Source organism: Alkalihalobacterium alkalinitrilicum (assembly GCF_002019605.1).
Taxonomy (GTDB): domain Bacteria; phylum Bacillota; class Bacilli; order Bacillales; family Bacillaceae_F; genus Alkalihalobacterium; species Alkalihalobacterium alkalinitrilicum.
On record NZ_KV917368.1, the window covers coordinates 2,695,262 to 2,715,746 of the forward strand.

The following is a 20,485-nucleotide window of genomic DNA, read 5'->3' on the forward strand; positions in this document are numbered from 1 at the left end:
TTATAACTTCATGTCAATCTATTTCTCCTTAATGTCACTTTAGCGGGCTTCCATACACACTGCATGTTTTAGAAAAGTTATAGTGTATAACGCACCGCTTTTATTATTTTGATCTCCTTTTCTACACAAAACAAAAAACTGATCGCTATCGTGAGTGATCATTTCTTCGTTCATAAAATTATTTTAATTTTGTTCAGCAAACTTCACCGCTTCGGCTAATAAATCGACGATATGAACGGCACGGACTTCTTTCGTTAACTTTTCACGTTCTACGCCCGCTTTCATTTGTAGTAAACAGCCTGGGTTGGCGGTTACGATCGTTTGTGCTTTTGTATATTTCGCTTGTTCCATTTTATAATCTAAAATATCATTTGCCATGTCGGGTTGCACAATATTATAAATCCCCGCAGATCCACAGCAATGATCCGCATCTTTCATTTCTTTGAACGCGACACCATCAATCGATTGCAACAGTATACGTGGAGCTGAAGCTGTTTTCATGACGTTTCGTAGATGGCATGAGTCTTGATACGTCACCACTTGTTCAGGGAGCTTCATCGCAGGCATTCCAACTTCCACTAAGATTTCAGAAATATCTTTCACACTTCTCGCAAAAGCTCTCGCTCGGTCAACCCACTCGGGTTCATCTTTTAAAAGATGATCGTATTCAACGAGGAGCGCCCCACATCCACCTGCATTGGAAATAATATAATCGATTTGTTCATTTTCAAAAGCAATAATATTTTTCTTTGCCATCGCTTTTGCTTGATCTTTTTCACCACTATGGGCATGAAGGGCACCACAACAACCTTGGTTTTGCGGGATTACCACTTCACAGCCCGCTTTCTTCAACAAAAATAACGTCGAGTCATTGGTCTCCATGAACATCGTGTCCATTAAGCAGCCTGAGAAAAAGGCGACACGTTTTTTCTTAATACCTTCCGCTTCAACATGCATTGGACGGTTTTTCATTGCTTTAGGTGACGGGATTCGCGGTAGAACTTTCTCCATCGTTGCCATACTACCTGGCATTAACTTAAGAATGTTTGTTGTTTGAACCACTTTTTGGACACCTGAATTTTGATAAAACCAAATTAGATTATTTAACGAACGCATTCGGTTTTGGTACGGAAACAATTGTTCAAACACTGTTTTTCTAATCACACGAACAGGGAAGCTATGTTTTTTCGTTGCATTTAAAATGTCACGCGCCTCTTCTAGTAAGTGCCCATATTTAACTCCAGAAGGACAAGCCGTTTCACAAGCACGACATCCTAAACATAAATTTAATTGCTTTTCAAAATCTTCGTCTGGTTCCATTTTCCCGTCAACGACAGCTTTCATTAACGCAATCCGACCGCGCGGGGAAGCTGCTTCATTTTGATCATCGCTGTAGGTCGGGCAAGTGGGTAAACAAAAACCACAGCGCATACAGTTTAACAGTTCATCATAATCCATTCGCTTTTGAAATTCGACGACGGTTTGTTGTTTTTGTTGCTCGGTTAATTTACTCATCTCTGCACAACCACCCGCTTCTTCGTTTCTTTTGCAAACACTTTTCCTGGATTCATAATGTTGTTTGGATCAAAGGCTAATTTCAATGTTTTCATCGCATTAACGCCTTCTTCACCGAGCTTCCACGCCAAGTATGGCGCTTTCATGACACCGACACCATGTTCACCTGTAATCGTGCCGCCTAACTCAATCGCTTTTGCAAAAATATCGGCAAATGCTTCTTCTACACGTTCTATTTCTTCTTTGTTTCTCGCATCGGTCATACATGTCGGGTGCAAGTTTCCGTCGCCAGCATGGCCAAATGTACAAATTTCCACTCCATGTTTGGCGGCAATTTCATCAATCGCTTTCACCATTTCCGCGATTTTCGAACGAGGAACGGTCGCATCTTCTAAGATCGTCGTCGGCTTTTTACGCGCCAAAGCCGAAAGTGCCGCACGTCTTGCGGTCGCAAGTGCTAACCCTTCTTCTGCCGTCTGAGCGATTTGCACCGATTTGGCTTGATTTTCCCGACAAATGTCTGCGATCTTATCAATATCACGCTCTACGACTTCACGAGGGCCATCTTGTTCAATTAAAAGAACAGCACCTACATCAGTTGGTAAGCCAATTTTTGCAAAATCTTCAACCACTTCTAACGTACTTTGGTCCATAAATTCGAGCGTTGCTGGAATAATTCGATTGGCAATAATCGACGAAACAGCCGCTCCTGCCTCTTCTAAGCTGTCAAATAGCGCTAACATCGTCTTTTTGGCTTCGGGGATAGGAATGAGCTTTAACGTCGCTTCTGTAATGATCCCAAGCGTTCCTTCTGCCCCAACCATCAATCTTGTAAAGTCATAGCCAGCCACGTCTTTGGCGAGCTTTCCTCCAGTTCGAATAACATCTCCATTTGGTAAGACGACTTCTAACGCAATCACATAATCACGAGTTACTCCATATTTTAGGCCACGAAGCCCACCTGAATTTTCATTAATGTTTCCGCCGATCGTCGAAATTTTCATCGAGCTTGGGTCTGGTGGATAAAATAATCCTTTTTCCTCAACCGCGTTAATCATATCTAATGTAATCACACCAGGCTGTACCGTAACCGTTAAATTTTCTTCATCAATTTCCAGTATGTCTTTCATATACGTAAACAGCATCACGATACCACCTTCTAGTGGACATGTTCCTGCACAAAGATTCGTACCTGAGCCACGGGGAACGATTGGTACTTTGTATTCGTTACATACCTTTACAATGGCTTGAACTTCTTGCGTATTTCTCGGCTTAATAACCGCATCTGGCATGGCTTGATAATTCGGTGTCGCATCATATGAATACACAAGTAAGCTTTCCTGCGAGTCTAATAGATTTTTAGTGCCTACAATTTGGACTAGCTTTTCTTTTACCTCAGCGCTTAACATCAAATTCCTCCTACAAAAATATAGAATGAGAGCACAACGAGAAAATTCATATACCTTCCATATGTACTCATTTTATCATGTCAACAGTTCATTCTTTAGTTATTCTAAGTATAAAAAAATAATCCTCATTGGACTATGTGTAAAGATACAAAGTTAAATGAGGATTATTACTTGTTTTTTGTAGGATTATCTAATTTCTTTCCAAATTCTATACGCAATATATGTTGTTGCTAAACACTTCGGATCTTTTAAATGACAACCAATTTTTTCATGAATTCGCTTTAATCGGTAATGAAGTGTATTAATATGAATATGAAGATGTTCTGCCGTCTCTTTTAATGACATATGATATTGAAAATATACTTCTAATGTTTCCATTAATTCTGGGTCTTCGGTCATATTTCCTAAAACTTTTTCAGCAACCTGTTGTTTCATCTCTAGGCTGATTTCCGCAAGAAAGCCCTCTAATAATGTCAAATCATCATAAAAAACGACTGGCGCAGTGCTAGAAGCGATTTGCAGCGCTCTTTTCGCTTCACTATATGATTGGGATACTAAGTGTGCAGGTTGTCTCGTTCCAACGCCGAACAAAACAGGGACAGGTGAACGTTTGGATAGACGAGTGCGTAATGATTGAACTTGAGGTAAAAAGGCCGCTTCTTCTTTTTGATTTTTTAACCCTTTCAGGAGAAGTACACGCCCTTGCCCTACACGGACCATTGTATCAGTAGCTCCATCAGGAAATTTTAACCGTAACCATTCATAAATGTCTTTTTCAATGAGATGCAAATCAGTTTCATTATCTGCTTTAAGCTCGATCATTACACACATTCTTGAAAGGTCCATCGTAAGACCTAAAAGCTCACCTCGTTCGTGAAAATCAATCGTGTATTCACGTAAATGCAACCATTCATAGACGAACGTTTCGACACCACGAATTTCAGAGTTTAATTTCTCAGCGGAATGGGCTTCTTGAATAATCAGTTCTGTCATCCGCCGAATCAGCTCACCAAATGGGGACACCGACTGAGGATCACCTGTAATCCCAATCACACCGATGACGTCATGTTGAAAAAAGATCGGCAAATTTAAGCCAACCTTTACACCTTGAAGAGTATCCACATCTGCTTCTGTAATTTTCATTTTTTGCTTTGAGCGAAACACCCGTAGTGCACCTTCATGAAACGTACCAATACGATTTTGATCACTACCAGCAATAATAATTCCATCGTCATTGACTACAATCACTTCTTCATCGGTGACTTTGGTAACTTCATTAACGATCCGTTGCGACATAAGGGAAAGAAGCTTCACTACGCCTCATCCTTTTTAGAAAAAATCGTCCCAATTCGCATCCCAACTTTCACTTCAGTTGGGCACTGTAACTGAGGATCAAGCTCAACTAAGCCGTGTTCAAATAAAAGAATGACGGTAGAGCCAAAGGAAAAGTAACCGATTTCCTTTCCTTTTTCAACGTTTTTTCCATCGTGGGTCAAATGAATGCTGTTCACATTTAAAGCACCCACTTTAACGATGGCGGCTCGCTTATGGTGAACCTCCACTTCGGTAATAAGGCGATAATTTTTCGATAATGGTCGTTTACCATATTGTAATCCTTGGCGGTTGACAGGATACGATTTATTTCCGAGTTGCCAACGTTCGAGGACACGTCCAGAAATTGGACTATGAATACGGTGATAATGACTCGGACTTAAATAAAGAATAACAAAAGTACCTCCACAGTACACTTGGCTCTTTTCCGTACTGCCGAGCATTTCTTGCAGTGTATAATCTTGACCTTTCACACGAAAAGCCGATTGTTCGTTCAATGATCCAACATGAGCGAGCACACCGTCAACAGGACTCACGAGAGCGTGTTGATTAAGATCAATCGGGCGAGTTCCTTCTTTTAAGCGCCTCGTAAATAATTCATGTAAACTTTTATATTCATGTAATGGCTTTTCCATTTCTTCAGTTTTTAAATTATACACTTTTGTAAAGGATCGATTAACGCCTTTACTTAAGCGAGAAGTCGTAAACGTACGTAGTAAATGAGAATTAAAGCGGTTTCCTGTTAATTCAACAAATGCTCGATATAATTGCTTTTTCACAAAATACCTCCGAATAGACATTACTTTTTTCTCTAGTAGGTAATAGCCCTTTATGATATCATATAGTTTTAAGATGTTTCAATATCTGCTCCATTTTTACACAATCTTAAGGAGTGAAGTTATGTTTTTATTACACCATTTAGATCAAACGATCAAAAAAATAAAAAGCCAAGCGGCGAACTTAATTACGTTAGTCAATCTAGGCTTAGGTGCAATGGCTATTTTATTAGTACTTCAAGGTGAGTTACGAACGAGTTTATTACTCATTACAATAGCCGCTGTATTTGATCGTCTCGACGGGATGGTTGCCAGAAAAATGAATATTACCTCTGAACTTGGCAAGCAATTGGATTCGCTAAGTGACATTATCTCATTTGGTGTTGCTCCTGCACTTTTATTATACCAAGGAATTTTATTTACATTTGGAATGCCTGGTGCATTTTTCGCCATTATTTTTATTGCTTGCGGTGCCATTCGACTCGCTCGATTTAACGTAACGGAATCAAACAACTTCTTTGTCGGATTACCGATTACCGCAGCAGGATGCTTATTAACTTTAAGCTTTTTGCTGATTGAATGGGTCCCTTCTTATCATTTTATGTTCCTAACACTTATACTAGCATTTCTCATGATTAGTCCGTTTAAAGTGAAAAAAGTTTAGAAATTTATCAAAAAAACGAGAAAAATATGGTATTTTTTCATGAAATTCTCTCTTAAGTCTTGACACTACAAGGGTTTCACGATTAAATTTGAGTAGCAGGCAATTATTTATAGTAATGAAAGGGAGTTTTTCCATGAACAAGACAGATTTAATTAATTCAGTTTCTGAACAAGCAGACATATCAAAAAAAGACGCAGCGAAAGCAGTTGACGCTGTATTCGAAAGCATCACAGACGCTCTTAAAGAAGGCGGAAAAGTTCAATTAGTTGGATTTGGAAGCTTTGAAGTACGTGAACGTTCTGCACGTAAAGGACGCAACCCACAAACTGGTGAAGAAATCGAAATTCCAGCAACTAAAAACCCTGCATTCAAACCAGGCAAGCAATTAAAGGATGCTGTGAACTAATTTATATTTTATGTAAGAGGAAAAAGCAACTGGACGAGTAGTCCGTTGCTTTTTTTGATCCTCTTAGTATTTTTTTATTAACGTCTTCATTTGATCCCATGCCACTAAAATCATAACCGTAATGCATGTCTCGTTGTGGCAGGATTTGATTAGGAGAGATACAATATATTTATATTTACTACTCTTTCGTAGAAGGAAGATGAATGGATGAAAGTAATATCTTACTTATTTATAATTGGTGGCCTTACCTTACTCATTTACGGTGGATTCCAATATTGGCAGACGCAAACCGCACAAAAGGAAAGTTTGGCATCTGCTTATGAACTGTTAGAGAAAGAGAAAACGGATGAAGAGATCCAACCAACGATTGAGGATTTTAATCCACAAATGGGAGAAACTATTGGTATTCTGTCTATTCCAGCTATTGATGCTCAGCTGCCAATTATTGAAGGAACCGATGAGGACGAGTTAGAGAAGGGTGTAGGGCATTACAAGGGAACCGCTTACCCTACACAAAATGACCAAATTGTTTTATCTGGTCATCGGGATACAGTGTTTCGCCGAATGGGTGAACTTGAAATCGGCGATTATTTCATTATTAAACTGCCTTATGGTGAGTTTACATATGAAATCGAAAGTACAAAGATCGTAGATGCTGATGACCGTACGATTATTGGCTCTACCGCTCCTGATGAAGTGTTAGTCGTTACGACGTGTTATCCGTTTTCTTTTGTCGGAAGTGCTCCTGATCGTTATATTATTTATGCAAAGCCGATTTATTAATTGAAAAAGGCAGCGTGAGAACTACTTCTCACGCTTAATTTTCGATATTTATATAGCACAACCTTCATATTCTCCTTGGTTCTCCACCTCATGGTCACCATGATCGCATAATAGTTCCCATGCCCATCTCTGTTTTTCTTCTCCTCACGAGCAATATAAACCTTTTAAGTTCCCATTCTCTACTCCGTTCCTCCTCCCACGGGCATTATAAACGCTCCATAGTTACCGATCTCTTCTCAGATACTCATCCCACAGGCATCATGAACAGCAAGGAATTACTTATCAAAAAAAAAAAAAACAAGAGAGTATGAGAACCGACCTTCTTACACTACCTTTCATTATTCTTTCTACAAACCATTATTCCGTTTATAAAACTCATGGAATAGCTTCATCAATGCTCGCTTTTCGATGCGGGAAACATAGCTTCTAGAAATATTTAGCTCCTTAGCAATTTCCCGCTGCGTTCTTTCTTTCATTAAATCTAGACCAAAACGTCCGACAATGACTTCTTTTTCGCGCTCATCTAATACATGGATGTAATCATAAATTTGCTTTTTTTCCATTTTCAGTTGGATCGTATCGACGATATCGTCCGTTTCTTCTTGAAGGACATCAATTAAAGTAATTTCATTTCCTTCCTTATCCGTTCCAATTGGATCGTGAAGCGATACGTCTTTCTTTACTTTCTTTAATGCGCGAAGATGCATGAGGATTTCATTTTCAATACACCTGGCTGCATAGGTCGCTAGTTTCGTTCCTTTTCCTTGTGAGTAGCTCTCAATCGCTTTTATTAACCCGATTGTGCCAATCGAAATTAGATCTTCTGTATCTTCACGAGTATTTTCGAATTTTTTTACGATATGTGCGACTAAGCGTAAATTATGTTCTATAAGGCGATTACGGGCTTCTTCGTCTCCTTGCTCCATGAGCTGTAAGTATCTCTGCTCCTCTGCTTTCGAAAGCGGTTGAGGGAAGGCATTGTTTTTTACGTACCCTACAAAAACAATGACTTCTTTAATAAAATAGGTGATGGCTGCAAATAATGACACTTCCTCACCCCCATAAGGTTTGTTATCTTATGTCTATGTGTGTATGGGCTCGGTTGTGTCTGTACAAATAAAATTAAATTGAAACTAGTTCTTTCATATCCCCACTTTTTTGAAAGTCATTTAGTGCTCATCCTTAAAATACATAACCTTCTGTAAGTTTATTATTGGGTATTTTCTGAAAAAGTTCTCGACATATTAGTATTCAATATAACAATTAATTCCAAATAATCCATCCGTTTGAAATAACGATGATAGAACTATATACCTACTATTTTTTGTTTATCAACATATCAACAGTGTAAACATAGGTAAAAAAAACTAAGCAGGGGTCATTTTTTCTGTATCTTTGACACGATTTGTATATTCTATCATCGACAAACTTCAACACTATGATATGGTTTCTTCCTTTATACTATGAATTAATTAATACATAAGTCGCGGAAAATCTCAAAAACTTTGAAAAATCATGAGGAATACTTTAATATTTTTCAGAAAACGGCAAACCTATTGAAAAGTAGGGACGCAAAGTCACAGGTCTTAGGTTGGGGATTTGGATTTCAATGATGATGGCTGGACTGCCTGAAATGCTCATAGTATTTTAGGAGGGAAATACGATGAAAAATGAATGTAACAAAGAGTTGGATCAAGAGTGGGTACAATTAATGAAACAGGCAATGGAAATGGGTTTAACCAAACAAGAAATCAAACGGTTTTTATTAAAAAAGAAAACAAACTGGGCAAGTCCTCCAAGAAACTTTATCCTTAGAAAAGACTATCCATTTTTTTTACTTCTTGATAAGTATTACGCAAAAGTTTATTAATTCTATGTAAATTACAAAGTTAGGACGGGCCGAAAGTGATCAATGATGGCGAATATCATTCATCACTTTTTTTCGTTTAACCTAAGCCTAGCTACAAATTAACCTTGGTTGAACTCTTTTGAAACATACAGACTATTTTTCTTAAAAAGGAACCAAAGGTAGCATTCCTCCTATTATAGCTTCTTCTAACAATTACCCATAAAAGCATTTTTGAAATATCATCAAAACCAAACGAGCGAAACGGTACGTAATATTGATGCACTTCATCAATGACACCATACGAAACCGCAACCAAGAATGCAAACTGTTCTTTTTTTCGTTGAAGTTCTCCAAATGTCAAAAAGGCAAGAATAATAAACAAATATAACAGCCCAATTGAGCAAGTTCGAGAATAACTCCAATCGCTACGAACACACTCGGATGCATATTACTAAAAATGACTTCCAATCGACTTGGATTAAAATTACTGGATTGCCACCAAATCAACATCACATAGAGAATAGAATACTAATAAAAACTCTACGCATGTTAAATACATGTATATAACAACGATCAACAAGTACCCATAAGACGTTACCTGAATATTGAATACTTCTCTGGAACAAGTAATACGATATACAGAGGAGGTCTTAGTGATGCTTCTACTAGGTAAACAGATAATGAGTAAAGGTAAAGCTTTTTATCATCGTTTAATGTATGCCTACAATATTGTGTTGTATAAAGATTGTCTTGATAAAGAGATGAAATTAAAACTCTTAAAAAGAGTAATTCATCATGAAAAAGAATTAAATGTTTAGAGAAAATAAGTGAAAGAAGATTGATTAGGAATTTATTAAGTAAGTTCTTATGTTTTTATTTAATCGTTAGACTTTTGTTTAATAAAAATAGAATGATGTGGTGTTGCATTTTTTATAATGTTACTATTTTTATCAAATACTGGTGACATATATTCGCTTTGATTATAATTACCTAAAGGCTTATACTTTGAAGCTACTTTGGCATTCAAATACCTTATTCCCTATAACCTATTAGACTTTTTTACAAAACTTGTAAGCTTATAAATTATATTGTGAATGAGGTACCTCATTCAGCGTTTAACCCTTTTATGATTGCATAACTTCCATTTGCTTTCTGAGCAATTGACTAAACATACTCCGTTTTTCTTTTGCCAGCTGATTAAAGCCACCTTGCTGGATGATTTGACCTTGATCGAGAACAATAACTTGATCAGCGTGACGAATCGTTGATAAGCGATGGGCAATAACGATAATTGTCATTCTGCCTTTCAGTCGTTCGATAGCCTCTTGTATCTTCGACTCATTTTCTGTATCTAACGCACTCGTAGCTTCATCTAATACGAGGATCGATGGTTTCCGTAAAATCGCCCGGGCTAAGACAAGTCGTTGCCGTTCTCCTCCTGAAAGTCGGATGCCACGATCTCCAATTAAAGTATCCAACCCTTGAGGAAGCTTACTAACAAAATCAGCAGAAGCAAATTCGAGTGCTTCCCACATTTCCGCTTCGCTGGCATCTGAAGCAACAAGTTGTAAATTTTCTCGAATACTTTCATTAAATAAAAATGGATCTTGAGGAACATAACTAATCGCTTGTCGCAAAGAACGTACATTACCGCTTGATAGTGGAACACCGTCTAATAATATTTCTCCTTCTTCTGATTGATTAAGTCCCATCAACAAATCAATTAACGTACTTTTACCAGCACCCGATGGGCCAACTACAGCAGTCATTTGGTTGGCAGGGATATACAAATTAATATCCTTTAAGGCATACTTTGAATCATTCGGGTTATAACGAAATGTAACATTACGACACTCTATCCCATTATGAATGTTTAAAGGTTGGATGCTCTGTTGATTAACAGCTGTAAACTCTTTTGCGCTTTTACATTCTTCTTGCATGGCAATAACCGCTTTTAACGCGGGAATCGTTGTTGCAATCTGTTCTAAAGAACCTTGAATTCCAGCCACTCTTGGCCAAAGCCTAGAAAAAATAATAATAATTAACATCAATTGAGCAGCTTGTGCATTGAACAAGTTAACAGCAAAGAAGATAAAGGTTGCGATTAAGACAGCTGATGCTATTTTATAATAAAGTTGGGAAGTGGTTTTTAATTTTGTATACTCGATTTGTTCATTCTCCATACTTTTAGTTACCATTTTATACCAATTCATTCGTGACTCTTCTAAAGTATTACTCTTTATATCTTTAATTCCATTAATTTGATCAGTAATTCCACCTAAATATGCCTTACCTAACGTATAATTACGACTACCGAGTTCCATCGATCGTTTAAGAAATTTACGATTGAAAAAGATGAGTATTAACCCACACGCTAAAACAAACGATGTAATCGTAGGTGAAAGCCAAAAGGCAATTCCAATTTGAATACAAGTAAAGATTAGTGAAGATAAAAATTGTAAGAAAGAATGTGTTCCCGCACTTGCACGAGCAATCTCTGCCGTTAATAAATTAATCAAATCCGACTTTCGATTTTTAATAAAAAAGTTCCATTTCGCATGAAGAATAGAGTCATAGGTTTTCACCCTAAGATGTCTAAAGAACCCGTGCTGAATTATCGTACTCTTAATCGTAATTTGCCGTTGTAATAAATTCTGTCCAACAACGATTAAGACAAATATCGCTAAAATAACAGGCAAACCGATCGAACTCGGAATATTTCCCAGGAATTCAAAGGCCCCTAATAAAGGAATTCCAGTAGCGTCAATATTTACAATTCCGCTCATACTAATTAAAGGAATTAATAGTAAAATACCAATACCGTCCAGTAAACTAATAAATAGCATCGCTAGGAGGTTAATATAAAGAATTTTTCCAGCATAAGCATGAATTTGTTTTAGAAAATAGAAAATATGTTTCATTTAAAATAGCCTCCTAAGATATTGCCTGTTTCTTCGTTTTTCTCCAAACCCATAAGAACGGACGTAATGGAAAATATAATAAATGGAGCCCCTTTGGTAAAGGTAATGTTTCAGCATCTTCAGGATATGGATACAGAAAGCTTAAAATAAATAAAACTTTTTGCTGGCTCGACATTAAGGAAAACAAATGACGTTTATGATACTGTGATACATCTTCTGGAACGGGATCTGTATGTAGATTAACCATTCTTTTTAAATAAAAGATCGCTTCTTGCGCAAGGTTATTCGCGCGGCTCCCCTCTAGTAAAAACTGCACTTCTTTTGGAACCTGCGTACCAAATAGCTGCGTTGATAAAATAGTAGCTTGCCCAGCCACATGTGTCATATCATACTTTTTCAACAACTTTCGAAGTTGCCGCCAATCTACACTTTGTTGCAATAGTTGGTGGATATCCATCAACCAGCGCAAGCGAGACCAACCATGGCGAGCACCATGAGCCGCAAGAAATAAAAACAAATCTTCATTCCCAAGAAAATAAACGGAAGAACTAGTTAATGTGCTCGTGTCCTTTCGTTCCCACAATTCATTAAACCTTGGCTCTTTTCCAGGCCCAGGATGCATCCGCCAATGAATTTCCATTTTAATTCCTTTATGAGGGTGGAAATAAGTGACATGATGGTGTCTCCATCTCCAATCATTTAACACCGTCTCAATATAATCATCCTTTTCATAGCCCAGTTCAACTAATAATTGTTCGGCTTCAGCTAATTTTTCAATAGGAATAAGGAAATCTAAGTCACTTGACGTACGCAGAGACACCTCTCCATAAAGAGATTGGGCTATTACAGGACCTTTCAAAAAGAGGAGCCGGATGCCTTGTTGCGCTAAATGCTGATTGACTTGCTCCATCTCGGCACTTAAATGCAGCATTTGAAACGTGTTTCGCTTATACTGAAAAGTTAATGACTGAAGAACATTGGCTGGTATAGTTGAGTCATTTATTTTCTTTAATTTCGAATGCAACAACGGGTAAACACGGTGATGCATCGCTAACTCCAAAAACAAGTCCCAGTTGACCTCTAGTAATAGATCCTTTTTGTCCGTGAAACGTGCCAGATCATCCTGTTCTTTAATTAACTCTAGAATGAGCATTAATTCTTTTGGTAAATCACTTAAGTTAAGAGCATAATGATTATCCATAGTTTTCCCCTTTAATCTCTTGGTTCCCTACTTTTTTAGCAAACTTACTCACAACGGTAAACTTCTCCATGCCTTCTGCACCAGAAATAAAGTATGGGCCACTACGTAACCAGGCATGCGCAATTAATTTTCCATTTTCATCTTTGGCCGTTCCTAGATACAATGTGCTTTCAATGCCCCGCTTCTCAAGCATCTTCATCCCAGCAATTGCTTTAACAAGACATTGACTTTCCCAAAAAGTATAGCGGCTCATCATATGAATTGCTTGGGAAACATTTCGTAATGTTTTCTTATCTTCAACAATCGGGGTTATCGTTGTTTCTTCCATTTTTTGTCCTAATGAAGGTGCCACTTTTGAAAATGGGAGAAGCTTTAGAAACCGAGCCCAACCTAAATAAAAATAAGCCTCTATACACATTAATTTCATTTTAAAATCTAATAATAAAAATGCTTTAACTCTTTGCAACATAGATTTAAACCCCTTTATAAAACAACCCCTTTATTATGCTTCTTTTACTTCAATCAACCCTTCTTCAGCTAATAGCCCTAAAAAAGATAAAACCTCTTGTTCGCATTCAGATGGGTCTACATCATATTGCGCAGTTAGTGTTGAGACTAATTGCTTAACTGAAACAGGATCTTTTATCAGCTCCCAAATGTCACCACCGACGTCTCCAAGATTGTAGTACTTCCCATTTGAAATACTTAACATGACTTTTTCCCCATCCATATCACTAACGATATTTCTAGACCCTTGAAAAATAATATTAGTTTTTGAAATATTTTGATTTTTAATCATACAACTTTGGCCTCCTTATGAATCGTTGCTAAAATAAGCTCTGTTAAATCGTTCGCAGTAAAGCGTGACATTGGTCTTTGGATTTGGTAAAGCTCGATATGGCTTAACATCTTCGCAGATTGATGAAAATGCCACTCCATTAATCCCGATCGTTCAATAAAAAAATTACGGTAAGTGTGATAAAACAAAGTATGGAATCGTTGTAGCTTTTGAATCGGTTCAATTTGAATTTCGCCATTCTCAGTTTTTACGAGTTCGAAAATTCCAGCCAAAGGCATCATTTCATTGGCAAACTGGTCTTTTACAGGAATAGCAAACTTCGTTTCGCGATCAACAATGGGGCGATACTGCTTCTTTTCCATCCCAAATTCGTTTAGACTTTCTTGCCACAGCTTTTGCTGTGGGTACGCAGGTGTTACGATCGGAACGTTTTCTTCATTAAGAGAAACGGGTATGACATCATCACTAAGCAAACGATAGCCTTTCTTCAAAAAAGCCGAAGCAAGCGTTGATTTACCAGCCCCTGAATCTCCAACGATGGCATACGCCTTTCCATTAATAGCTAACGCACTTCCATGTAAAGGAAGAATTTTCCTCTGCATTAAGATGGCCCCCATGCAAGTGCCTAAAAGATATAAACGAATATGGTCATCATGAGCGTTATCAACTGGAGAAAATAAAATTCGTTTACCGTCTTCGACTAGAAAGATTGCCACATCAGGCATGTTAAACATGATTAGGTTTTCTTGTATAACGAAATATGGGTCATCCTCAGATAATTCCGACCACAAATCTCTCAACTCAGCAACTTCCACTATAATGTCTATTAAGCTGTTTTCCTTATTTACTAGTGGCAATTCTGGTAGAGAAATAGGACTTTGAATTTTAAGACAGAATGCCTCATAAATTAATGCACTTCCTTTATCAATGACCATTGGTGATCCCTCACTTTACGTTCTTTACTAGATTAACTACTTCTTTACATAGAACAACATTACTCACTTGAGAAATTTCCCTTATACTTACTTAAGATATAAGGGAAATTAAAAATCAAGTTAGTAAATTAGCTACCGCACCCACCACTTGACCACTTTACATTTCCCCTACCATCATGAGTATTGGGGTTTTTACCTGGTTGATCTGATGTATCATAGCTATCACAAGTTGCATTACCTGATCCACCCATAGTACTACTTACATCAAGGACTTCAAAACTTGGCTTTTTCCATAACTTTTTCATATTTTCACCCCCTTTCGGATACATTGTTTAATAAAGAAATAAACAATCAAGCTTCTTGTAAGGACTTTAAATTCATTACTATAAACATCCTCTGGCCTTGGAAAATTTCCAATAGAGGATAATGCCCGCTTAACTTCTTGTATATTAAGGATTTCAGTGATAACAGGATCCTTACAGAGCTGATGTAACGCCTCAATGAACGTCCCCCATTGAGGAACCATTCGATGGATCACATCAGCTCCTTGGATACCACGGCTCTTTTGATTAAGTCTTACTTTATCTGGAAGAGCATTTTGGGTCGCTCTACGAAGAAACGACCGTTCCATGCCTTCTTTCACATACTGTTCCTCAGGAAGTGCTAAACAAAATTGAATTACTCTTAAATCATTCGTCGGATCACGATCCCATACACCATAACGTAAAGATAAATTTGTATTGGCAACTCCACTTTTATTCCAAGGAAAAAGTTGTTTATAATAACTTTTTCGAAATTCATTTAAATTTCTTATTTCAGCCCCACCTAATAAATCAAGTCCATATTGCTGAAGCTTATCAAAAACTTTAGTTTTCCTTGCCAGATTTGAGCTTATTATTTGTGGAAATTGATAAACTCGCTGTGCCTCTTTATTTTGAAATCGGTCTATTATAGGAAAAGCTTTCTTTGCTATAATTGGAAGTATGTTGGATTTACCAGTTTGATAATGTTTTGTGTAGTCGGTCAGATCTTTGTTTAATTGAATCCATTTTAATTTTTTCAATAATTCTGCATAATAATCTGTTGTTAACCTCCAAGATCCCCATGAAATAGAATGATTTCCTCTTGCTCCATTTAAAAGAATTTTAATTCCTTGTTTTTGTGCTATTTCAGTAATCCCCTTTAACCAAAAGGAATTCTCAAAAAATTTATAGGGCATTTCCATTAAATTCAAAAAGTCATCGACCTCTGAAAGTGGATTCCTCCCAGCAAAGTCTAAGTATTGATCCGAAATATTGCCAACATAATTAACCGTTTCTTTAATAAACGGTCTCTCATCAGGAATGTAATAATTAGATGTCCAATCAACAAAGTCGTCTTCTGGGATGTAACTATAAGTATGTAACATTTTATTTTCCTTCTTTAATGCTTTAGCGGCAAAACTCACCACCGTCCCAGAATCTAATCCACCACTTAATTGAGCACCTATTTCACCATGAGTTCTAAGTCTAGCGGTTATAGCTTTATTAAATACTTCATGAAAAGCCTCCTTGTATTCTTCAGAAGACTTTAGTTTTAATTTATCTTTTATATCGATCGTACAATATCTTGTAAGCTTAACTCTTTCTTCAACAACAGTGATACTATGTGATGGTGGGATTTGATGAATGGATTGATAGATTGTCGATACCATATCAACAGCTTCGACCATATTCGGTATGGGGATAGCCAAAAATTCAGCTAACCACTCTTCATTTAATGTCTTTTCTACATAAGGAAAAGTAAATAACGGATTGATTGTCGTTGAAAATGCAAACCGAGTTTCATTCTGGTAAAAATAAAGTGTACGAGCTCCCGAAAAATCTCTTGCTCCAAAAAGCTTACGCCTTTTCTCATCCCAAATCATAAATGCAAAGTCTCCAATTAAATGCTTTGGAACGTCTTCTCCCCACTTTTCATAGGCGAGTAGAATTAATTGACTATCAGGCAGTGTCTTTCTTTCCTGAAGTTCAATATGTAATTTATTAAATAATTCATCTCGATTGTCGATAATCGCATCAGAAGTAATGACTAATTGTCTTTCATAATCATAATAAGGTTGTTGTTCTCCAACTGATTCAGGTGTAATCCATTGAGCATAACAACCGAAGAAAACATGATCTTTCTTCCAAGTTTGAACATCATCGGCAGGAAATTGCTGATAACTATTCATAAGATCCTTTGCTTGTTCTATTTTGATCGGTTCCTTATTTAAATGAACAATACCAGCAATTGCACTCATCTTATTCCTCCTGTAATCTTCAAACACCAAACACAATCAATTAGTTCTCAATAAAGAACATGGTGATACAAAAAATACTCCTTAATAAAGAAGTACTAATATAATAAACATAAAGACTTTTCAACAAGTATTAAATTCTTTATAAAGAACGATTATATAACTAATTTACCACCTCGTCTTTTTGGTGTCAATACATCTAAATAGTATTTTGTAGAGGGGATAGAAAATTATTCTATTTTCCTCCCCTTTAACTTTGTCGATGGCTTCTTAATATTAATACGTTAACTTCGGGCGTATTAAAAAAACGAAAGTTTAAGAAAGCGATTGCACCGCTGCTTCCTAAACCTGCACTTACATATTGTTGAACCCCTTTATATTCCCATAAGCCTTTTACTCGATCTCTTGGTGGAAAAAGCCCATTTCGATCATACCAAGGTTCTGGTACAAATAGAGCTCCTATAAATGGAATACGAATTTGCCCTCCATGGTAATGACCGGCAATCACTAAATCATACTGTTTTATATTTTGATGCGGATCTGAAGCGATTGTATCCCACTTTTTATCTACTACTGGGTAATGAGTTAAAGCGATGACAACTTCTGTTTCATCAAACTGCTTGAACCTAGAAATCTCTGTTAGTAGCTGCTTTTCGTGTTTTAATGATTCTGTGTAGGGGTCTTCATTGTCTTTCAGTCTCTCATTAATTATTTCAATTAATTGAGCAGCGTTTTTCAGCGCTAATTCAAAGTTCACAAAGTGGATTTGGGCCTTATTTACTTCTAATGTATGTAATGTATCTAGTAATTTTACTTTTCGTTTCTCCATACCCTTTAAAAATTCTGTCTTTACCAAAGGCTCATTAGGCTTTATCACATAATTGGGTGGATCTGAATTCCCAGGAACAAATAATGCTGTTTCTTTATTATGTATACCATCAAGTAAAGTATAGAAAGGTTGATAATTTTCGCTTTCAGTACTATCTAACATATCTCCAGTGAATACGATCGCATCGTAATCAATCGAATTAATGACCTCAATCAAATCTTTTTGGTTCTTCCCAAACTCTTTTTCGTGTAAATCACTTATTTGTAGGATCGTAAACCCATCTAATTCTTCAGGTAACTTATCAATCATTATTTCTTGTTCCACTACTTTAATTCGGTTATTGTCCCAAATCGTATAACCAACTAGAACAACAAATAATATTAATAGAACGATCACCAGTTTACCTCCTAGTTTTTTCATAAAAACCTCTCCATCAAAAACTCATTAGTAGTTTTTAATTTGTAATTCAAACCACTTTCAATTCTTCTAAAAGTCAAAAATGAAATAAGCCCTTACACTCACCAATTCGTATAAGGGCATAAAGTAAGGCATAAGTATAAGCTTATTCATTTTTCTTTTTAACTAGTAAAACGATGAATATCAGGTCTTTGGTCTTCAACAGGTACTCCAGGCACATAGGCTTCGTCTGTATAAGGTCCATTAACTGTTGAAGCCATTGTATCAGTTACTTCAAGCACTTCCAACTCAGGCTTTTTCCACTCTCTTTTCATCTCGTCACCCCCTTTCAAGTAAACTTTTTCAAGAATTTGTGTACAATTAAACTTCGCATAAGAACTTTACTATCAGGGTCTAATATATAATCAGGTCCAACCCCATTTTGAATTTTTTGTAAAGCATTTCGAATGACTTCCCCGTTTATATAACCCATAGTAGTATCATCATTCAACATCTGTTTAATTTCAGCTACAAAGTTTTTCCAAACCGGTATCATTCGGTGAACCCAGTCAGCTCCTTGGACGCCACGAATTTGTTGATTTAAACGAACTTTATCCGGTAAAATATTTACCGTTGCTCTTCGAATTAATGCACGATCTAAACCATTTTGAACATATTGTTCCTCGGGTAAGGATAAACAAAACTGAACAACACGCATATCATTGGTTGGATCACGTTTCCATACTGAATATCGTAAAGATAGTTTAGTAGCAAGCGTATTACTAGCATTCCAATGAAAATCATCTTCAAAATGCCGCTTTCTTTGTTCATAAATATTAGTTGTCGAAAACCAACCCGATTCATCCATACCATTTTGTTTAAGCTTATTGAAAACACCGATTTCATCTGCAAATCCTGGATTTATGAGCATTGGATTAGTATAAGCTGTCCTTGAAGAAGATATTTGCTGAATGAATGGAAAAGCTACTTTAGATATAGTAGGTAATCTCCTAAATCTGGCTCCTCCCGCTTTTTGACTATATTGATTTAACTCTTGGAAAAGCCGCAACCATTTTAATTTCTTTAATAGAGCAGCATAATAATCGATGGCAGACCCCCAGGAGATCGTTAAATTTCCTCTCCCTCCATTTAAAAGGAGACCAACATCCTCTTCTTGTGCTTTTTCAAACATTCCCTTTAACCAAAAAGAATTTTCAAAAAACTTATAAGGCATCTCCATGATGTCCAAAAAATCATTCATCTCTGTGTAAGGATCTCTTCCATCAAAGTTTAAATACTGATCTTTAATACCACCTACATGTTGAACAGTTGCTTTTATAAAAGGCCTCTCATCTGGCATTAGATGTTTTGGAGTAAAATCATTAAAATCACTTGGTGGGATATAACTAAATGTATGTAATAATTTATTTTCCTTTTTTAGAAGTGGAGCAGCAAAACCTACAATTGACCCAGAATCCAGCCCTCCACTTAGTTGTGCCCCAACTTGTCGATGGGTTCGTAACCTCGAATGGACAGCTTGTTGAAAGATTTCTTGAAATGCTTCTATATATTCTTCATTTCTTTTTAATTTTAACTGGGGCATTACTTGCAAAGTACAATACCTTTTAAGTGTCACCTTTTGTCCAACAATAGAAATACTGTGTGAGGGTGGTAGTTGTTCTACAGTTTGATAGGGGGTAATCGAAGCATCTACGGTATCGATCATCCCAGCAATTCCCAAAAACTCAGCTAACCATTGTTCATTCAACTTTTTTTCAACGAATGGTAAGGAAAATAATGGTTCAATCGTAGTACAAAATGCGAAATGGTGGTAATTTTGAAAGTAATATAATGTCCTACTCCCAGAAAAGTCTCTCGCTCCAAAAAGCTTTTGTTTTTTCTCATCCCATAACATAAAAGCGAAATCACCTACTAAATACTTTGGTGAGTCCTCCCCCCATTTATCATAAGCTAGTAATATCAGCTGACTATCAGGGATTATTTTCCGCTGGTAATGACCAATATTTAATCTCTCAAACAATTCATTACGATTATCAATAATAGCATCAGCTGTTATTACTAGTTGCCGCTCACGATCATAATAGGGTAACTGTTCACCTACTGACTCAGGAGTAATCCATTGAGCATGGCAGCCTAGAGCAACATGTTCATTGTGGAATATTTGCGTATCATTAGCAGGATAAACTTTTAGTTTATACATTAGGTTATCTATATGCTCCATTAATACAGGTTGATGGCTTAAGTTATAAACTCCAGCGATAGCACTCATGTTTACCCCCAAGTTTTAAGTAATATCCACTTCCGTTCTCTTTAAAGAACATAAAGACAAAAAAATAATCAGTTTTAAATATAACTAAAAATAAAATAGTAT

The 20,485-nt window shown here is 36.7% G+C and carries 21 protein-coding genes and 1 riboswitch; of the genes, 5 read left to right on the forward strand and 16 right to left on the reverse strand.

Features of this window, described 5'->3' with window-relative positions; genetic code table 11:
- Positions 1-183: 183 nt before the first annotated feature.
- The 4 genes from BK574_RS12960 to BK574_RS12975 form a co-directional block, all read right to left on the reverse strand.
- Entirely contained in the window at positions 184-1,515 is a 1,332-nt protein-coding gene (locus BK574_RS12960; protein WP_078428876.1) for a (Fe-S)-binding protein, read from the reverse strand.
- Complete coding sequence (glcD, locus tag BK574_RS12965) at positions 1,512-2,924, reverse strand: glycolate oxidase subunit GlcD (RefSeq protein WP_078428877.1); 1,413 nt, start codon at positions 2,922-2,924, stop codon at positions 1,512-1,514. Before glcD ends, BK574_RS12960 begins: the two co-directional genes overlap by 4 nt.
- A gap of 186 nt (positions 2,925-3,110) precedes the next feature.
- Positions 3,111-4,220 (reverse strand): CdaR family transcriptional regulator, encoded by a 1,110-nt coding sequence (locus BK574_RS12970; protein WP_218970576.1) that lies wholly within the window; start codon positions 4,218-4,220, stop codon positions 3,111-3,113.
- Positions 4,221-4,237: 17 nt separating this feature from the next.
- Positions 4,238-5,035: a phosphatidylserine decarboxylase gene (locus tag BK574_RS12975; protein WP_078428879.1), complete on the reverse strand. Its 798-nt coding sequence runs from the start codon at positions 5,033-5,035 to the stop codon at positions 4,238-4,240.
- 121 nt (positions 5,036-5,156) lie between these two features.
- Between BK574_RS12975 and pssA the strand changes: the two genes are divergently transcribed.
- From pssA to BK574_RS12990, 3 genes are all read left to right on the forward strand, one after another.
- Positions 5,157-5,696, forward strand: coding sequence for a CDP-diacylglycerol--serine O-phosphatidyltransferase (pssA, locus tag BK574_RS12980; RefSeq protein ID WP_078428880.1), 540 nt, complete (start codon positions 5,157-5,159; stop codon positions 5,694-5,696).
- Positions 5,697-5,811: 115 nt separating this feature from the next.
- Positions 5,812-6,102, forward strand: a complete 291-nt coding sequence (locus BK574_RS12985; RefSeq protein ID WP_476559214.1) for an HU family DNA-binding protein — start codon at positions 5,812-5,814, stop codon at positions 6,100-6,102.
- A 207-nt stretch (positions 6,103-6,309) separates the two neighbouring features.
- Complete coding sequence (locus BK574_RS12990; RefSeq protein ID WP_078428882.1) at positions 6,310-6,885, forward strand: class D sortase; 576 nt, start codon at positions 6,310-6,312, stop codon at positions 6,883-6,885.
- A gap of 347 nt (positions 6,886-7,232) precedes the next feature.
- On the opposite strand, the gene sigK is transcribed toward BK574_RS12990, so the two are convergent.
- Positions 7,233-7,934: an RNA polymerase sporulation sigma factor SigK gene (gene sigK / locus BK574_RS12995; RefSeq protein WP_078428883.1), complete on the reverse strand. Its 702-nt coding sequence runs from the start codon at positions 7,932-7,934 to the stop codon at positions 7,233-7,235.
- 487 nt (positions 7,935-8,421) lie between these two features.
- Positions 8,422-8,517: riboswitch (cyclic di-GMP riboswitch) on the forward strand.
- 31 nt (positions 8,518-8,548) lie between these two features.
- Between sigK and BK574_RS13000 the strand changes: the two genes are divergently transcribed.
- Positions 8,549-8,755 (forward strand): anti-repressor SinI family protein, encoded by a 207-nt coding sequence (locus tag BK574_RS13000; protein WP_078428884.1) that lies wholly within the window; start codon positions 8,549-8,551, stop codon positions 8,753-8,755.
- Positions 8,756-8,846: 91 nt separating this feature from the next.
- Here the strand turns inward: BK574_RS13000 and BK574_RS13005 are convergent, their stop codons facing one another.
- The gene (locus tag BK574_RS13005) at positions 8,847-9,116 is read right to left on the reverse strand and encodes a VanZ family protein (RefSeq protein ID WP_078428885.1); all 270 of its coding nucleotides are present in this window, start codon (positions 9,114-9,116) and stop codon (positions 8,847-8,849) included.
- Between the two features lie 274 nt (positions 9,117-9,390).
- Between BK574_RS13005 and BK574_RS27535 the strand changes: the two genes are divergently transcribed.
- Complete coding sequence (locus BK574_RS27535) at positions 9,391-9,552, forward strand: hypothetical protein (RefSeq protein WP_158211644.1); 162 nt, start codon at positions 9,391-9,393, stop codon at positions 9,550-9,552.
- A gap of 306 nt (positions 9,553-9,858) precedes the next feature.
- On the opposite strand, the gene BK574_RS13010 is transcribed toward BK574_RS27535, so the two are convergent.
- The 10 genes from BK574_RS13010 to BK574_RS13045 form a co-directional block, all read right to left on the reverse strand.
- On the reverse strand, positions 9,859-11,655 hold the full coding sequence (locus BK574_RS13010) for an ABC transporter ATP-binding protein (protein WP_078428886.1): 1,797 nt from the start codon (positions 11,653-11,655) through the stop codon (positions 9,859-9,861).
- A 13-nt stretch (positions 11,656-11,668) separates the two neighbouring features.
- The gene (locus tag BK574_RS13015; RefSeq protein WP_078428887.1) at positions 11,669-12,856 is read right to left on the reverse strand and encodes a nucleotidyltransferase domain-containing protein; all 1,188 of its coding nucleotides are present in this window, start codon (positions 12,854-12,856) and stop codon (positions 11,669-11,671) included.
- On the reverse strand, positions 12,849-13,325 hold the full coding sequence (locus tag BK574_RS13020) for a lasso peptide biosynthesis B2 protein (protein WP_078428888.1): 477 nt from the start codon (positions 13,323-13,325) through the stop codon (positions 12,849-12,851). Before BK574_RS13020 ends, BK574_RS13015 begins: the two co-directional genes overlap by 8 nt.
- 33 nt (positions 13,326-13,358) lie before the next feature.
- The gene (locus BK574_RS13025; RefSeq protein ID WP_078428889.1) at positions 13,359-13,655 is read right to left on the reverse strand and encodes a lasso peptide biosynthesis PqqD family chaperone; all 297 of its coding nucleotides are present in this window, start codon (positions 13,653-13,655) and stop codon (positions 13,359-13,361) included.
- Positions 13,652-14,590, reverse strand: a complete 939-nt coding sequence (locus BK574_RS13030; protein ID WP_078428890.1) for an aldolase — start codon at positions 14,588-14,590, stop codon at positions 13,652-13,654. Before BK574_RS13030 ends, BK574_RS13025 begins: the two co-directional genes overlap by 4 nt.
- A gap of 128 nt (positions 14,591-14,718) precedes the next feature.
- Complete coding sequence (locus BK574_RS27035) at positions 14,719-14,895, reverse strand: paeninodin family lasso peptide (RefSeq protein WP_142247963.1); 177 nt, start codon at positions 14,893-14,895, stop codon at positions 14,719-14,721.
- Positions 14,892-16,871, reverse strand: coding sequence for an asparagine synthase-related protein (locus BK574_RS13035; protein ID WP_078428891.1), 1,980 nt, complete (start codon positions 16,869-16,871; stop codon positions 14,892-14,894). Before BK574_RS13035 ends, BK574_RS27035 begins: the two co-directional genes overlap by 4 nt.
- A 247-nt stretch (positions 16,872-17,118) precedes the next feature.
- A complete protein-coding gene (locus BK574_RS13040; protein ID WP_078428892.1) occupies positions 17,119-18,117 on the reverse strand; it encodes a metallophosphoesterase in 999 nt (332 codons plus the stop codon).
- Positions 18,118-18,275: 158 nt separating this feature from the next.
- Complete coding sequence (locus tag BK574_RS27040) at positions 18,276-18,428, reverse strand: paeninodin family lasso peptide (RefSeq protein ID WP_142247964.1); 153 nt, start codon at positions 18,426-18,428, stop codon at positions 18,276-18,278.
- 14 nt (positions 18,429-18,442) lie between these two features.
- Positions 18,443-20,383 carry a lasso peptide isopeptide bond-forming cyclase gene (locus BK574_RS13045; protein WP_078428893.1) on the reverse strand — a complete coding sequence of 647 codons (1,941 nt, stop codon included), beginning with the start codon at positions 20,381-20,383 and terminating at the stop codon, positions 18,443-18,445.
- Between the last annotated feature and the right edge of the window lie 102 nt (positions 20,384-20,485).

What these genes read in the sequence shown, in the direction of transcription:
- BK574_RS12960 (WP_078428876.1), bottom strand. Translation starts at nt 1,515, where the DNA reads ATGAGTAAATTAACCGAGCAACAAAAACAACAAACCGTCGTCGAATTT.
- glcD (WP_078428877.1), bottom strand. Translation starts at nt 2,924, where the DNA reads ATGTTAAGCGCTGAGGTAAAAGAAAAGCTAGTCCAAATTGTAGGCACT.
- BK574_RS12970 (WP_218970576.1), bottom strand. Translation starts at nt 4,220, where the DNA reads ATGTCGCAACGGATCGTTAATGAAGTTACCAAAGTCACCGATGAAGAA.
- pssA (WP_078428880.1), top strand. Translation starts at nt 5,157, where the DNA reads ATGTTTTTATTACACCATTTAGATCAAACGATCAAAAAAATAAAAAGC.
- BK574_RS12985 (WP_476559214.1), top strand. Translation starts at nt 5,812, where the DNA reads ATGAAAGGGAGTTTTTCCATGAACAAGACAGATTTAATTAATTCAGTT.
- BK574_RS12990 (WP_078428882.1), top strand. Translation starts at nt 6,310, where the DNA reads ATGAAAGTAATATCTTACTTATTTATAATTGGTGGCCTTACCTTACTC.
- BK574_RS13000 (WP_078428884.1), top strand. Translation starts at nt 8,549, where the DNA reads ATGAAAAATGAATGTAACAAAGAGTTGGATCAAGAGTGGGTACAATTA.
- BK574_RS27535 (WP_158211644.1), top strand. Translation starts at nt 9,391, where the DNA reads ATGCTTCTACTAGGTAAACAGATAATGAGTAAAGGTAAAGCTTTTTAT.
- BK574_RS13010 (WP_078428886.1), bottom strand. Translation starts at nt 11,655, where the DNA reads ATGAAACATATTTTCTATTTTCTAAAACAAATTCATGCTTATGCTGGA.
- BK574_RS13015 (WP_078428887.1), bottom strand. Translation starts at nt 12,856, where the DNA reads ATGGATAATCATTATGCTCTTAACTTAAGTGATTTACCAAAAGAATTA.
- BK574_RS13020 (WP_078428888.1), bottom strand. Translation starts at nt 13,325, where the DNA reads ATGTTGCAAAGAGTTAAAGCATTTTTATTATTAGATTTTAAAATGAAA.
- BK574_RS13025 (WP_078428889.1), bottom strand. Translation starts at nt 13,655, where the DNA reads ATGATTAAAAATCAAAATATTTCAAAAACTAATATTATTTTTCAAGGG.
- BK574_RS13030 (WP_078428890.1), bottom strand. Translation starts at nt 14,590, where the DNA reads ATGGTCATTGATAAAGGAAGTGCATTAATTTATGAGGCATTCTGTCTT.
- BK574_RS27035 (WP_142247963.1), bottom strand. Translation starts at nt 14,895, where the DNA reads ATGAAAAAGTTATGGAAAAAGCCAAGTTTTGAAGTCCTTGATGTAAGT.
- BK574_RS13035 (WP_078428891.1), bottom strand. Translation starts at nt 16,871, where the DNA reads ATGAGTGCAATTGCTGGTATTGTTCATTTAAATAAGGAACCGATCAAA.
- BK574_RS13040 (WP_078428892.1), bottom strand. Translation starts at nt 18,117, where the DNA reads ATGAAAAAACTAGGAGGTAAACTGGTGATCGTTCTATTAATATTATTT.
- BK574_RS27040 (WP_142247964.1), bottom strand. Translation starts at nt 18,428, where the DNA reads ATGAAAAGAGAGTGGAAAAAGCCTGAGTTGGAAGTGCTTGAAGTAACT.
- BK574_RS13045 (WP_078428893.1), bottom strand. Translation starts at nt 20,383, where the DNA reads ATGAGTGCTATCGCTGGAGTTTATAACTTAAGCCATCAACCTGTATTA.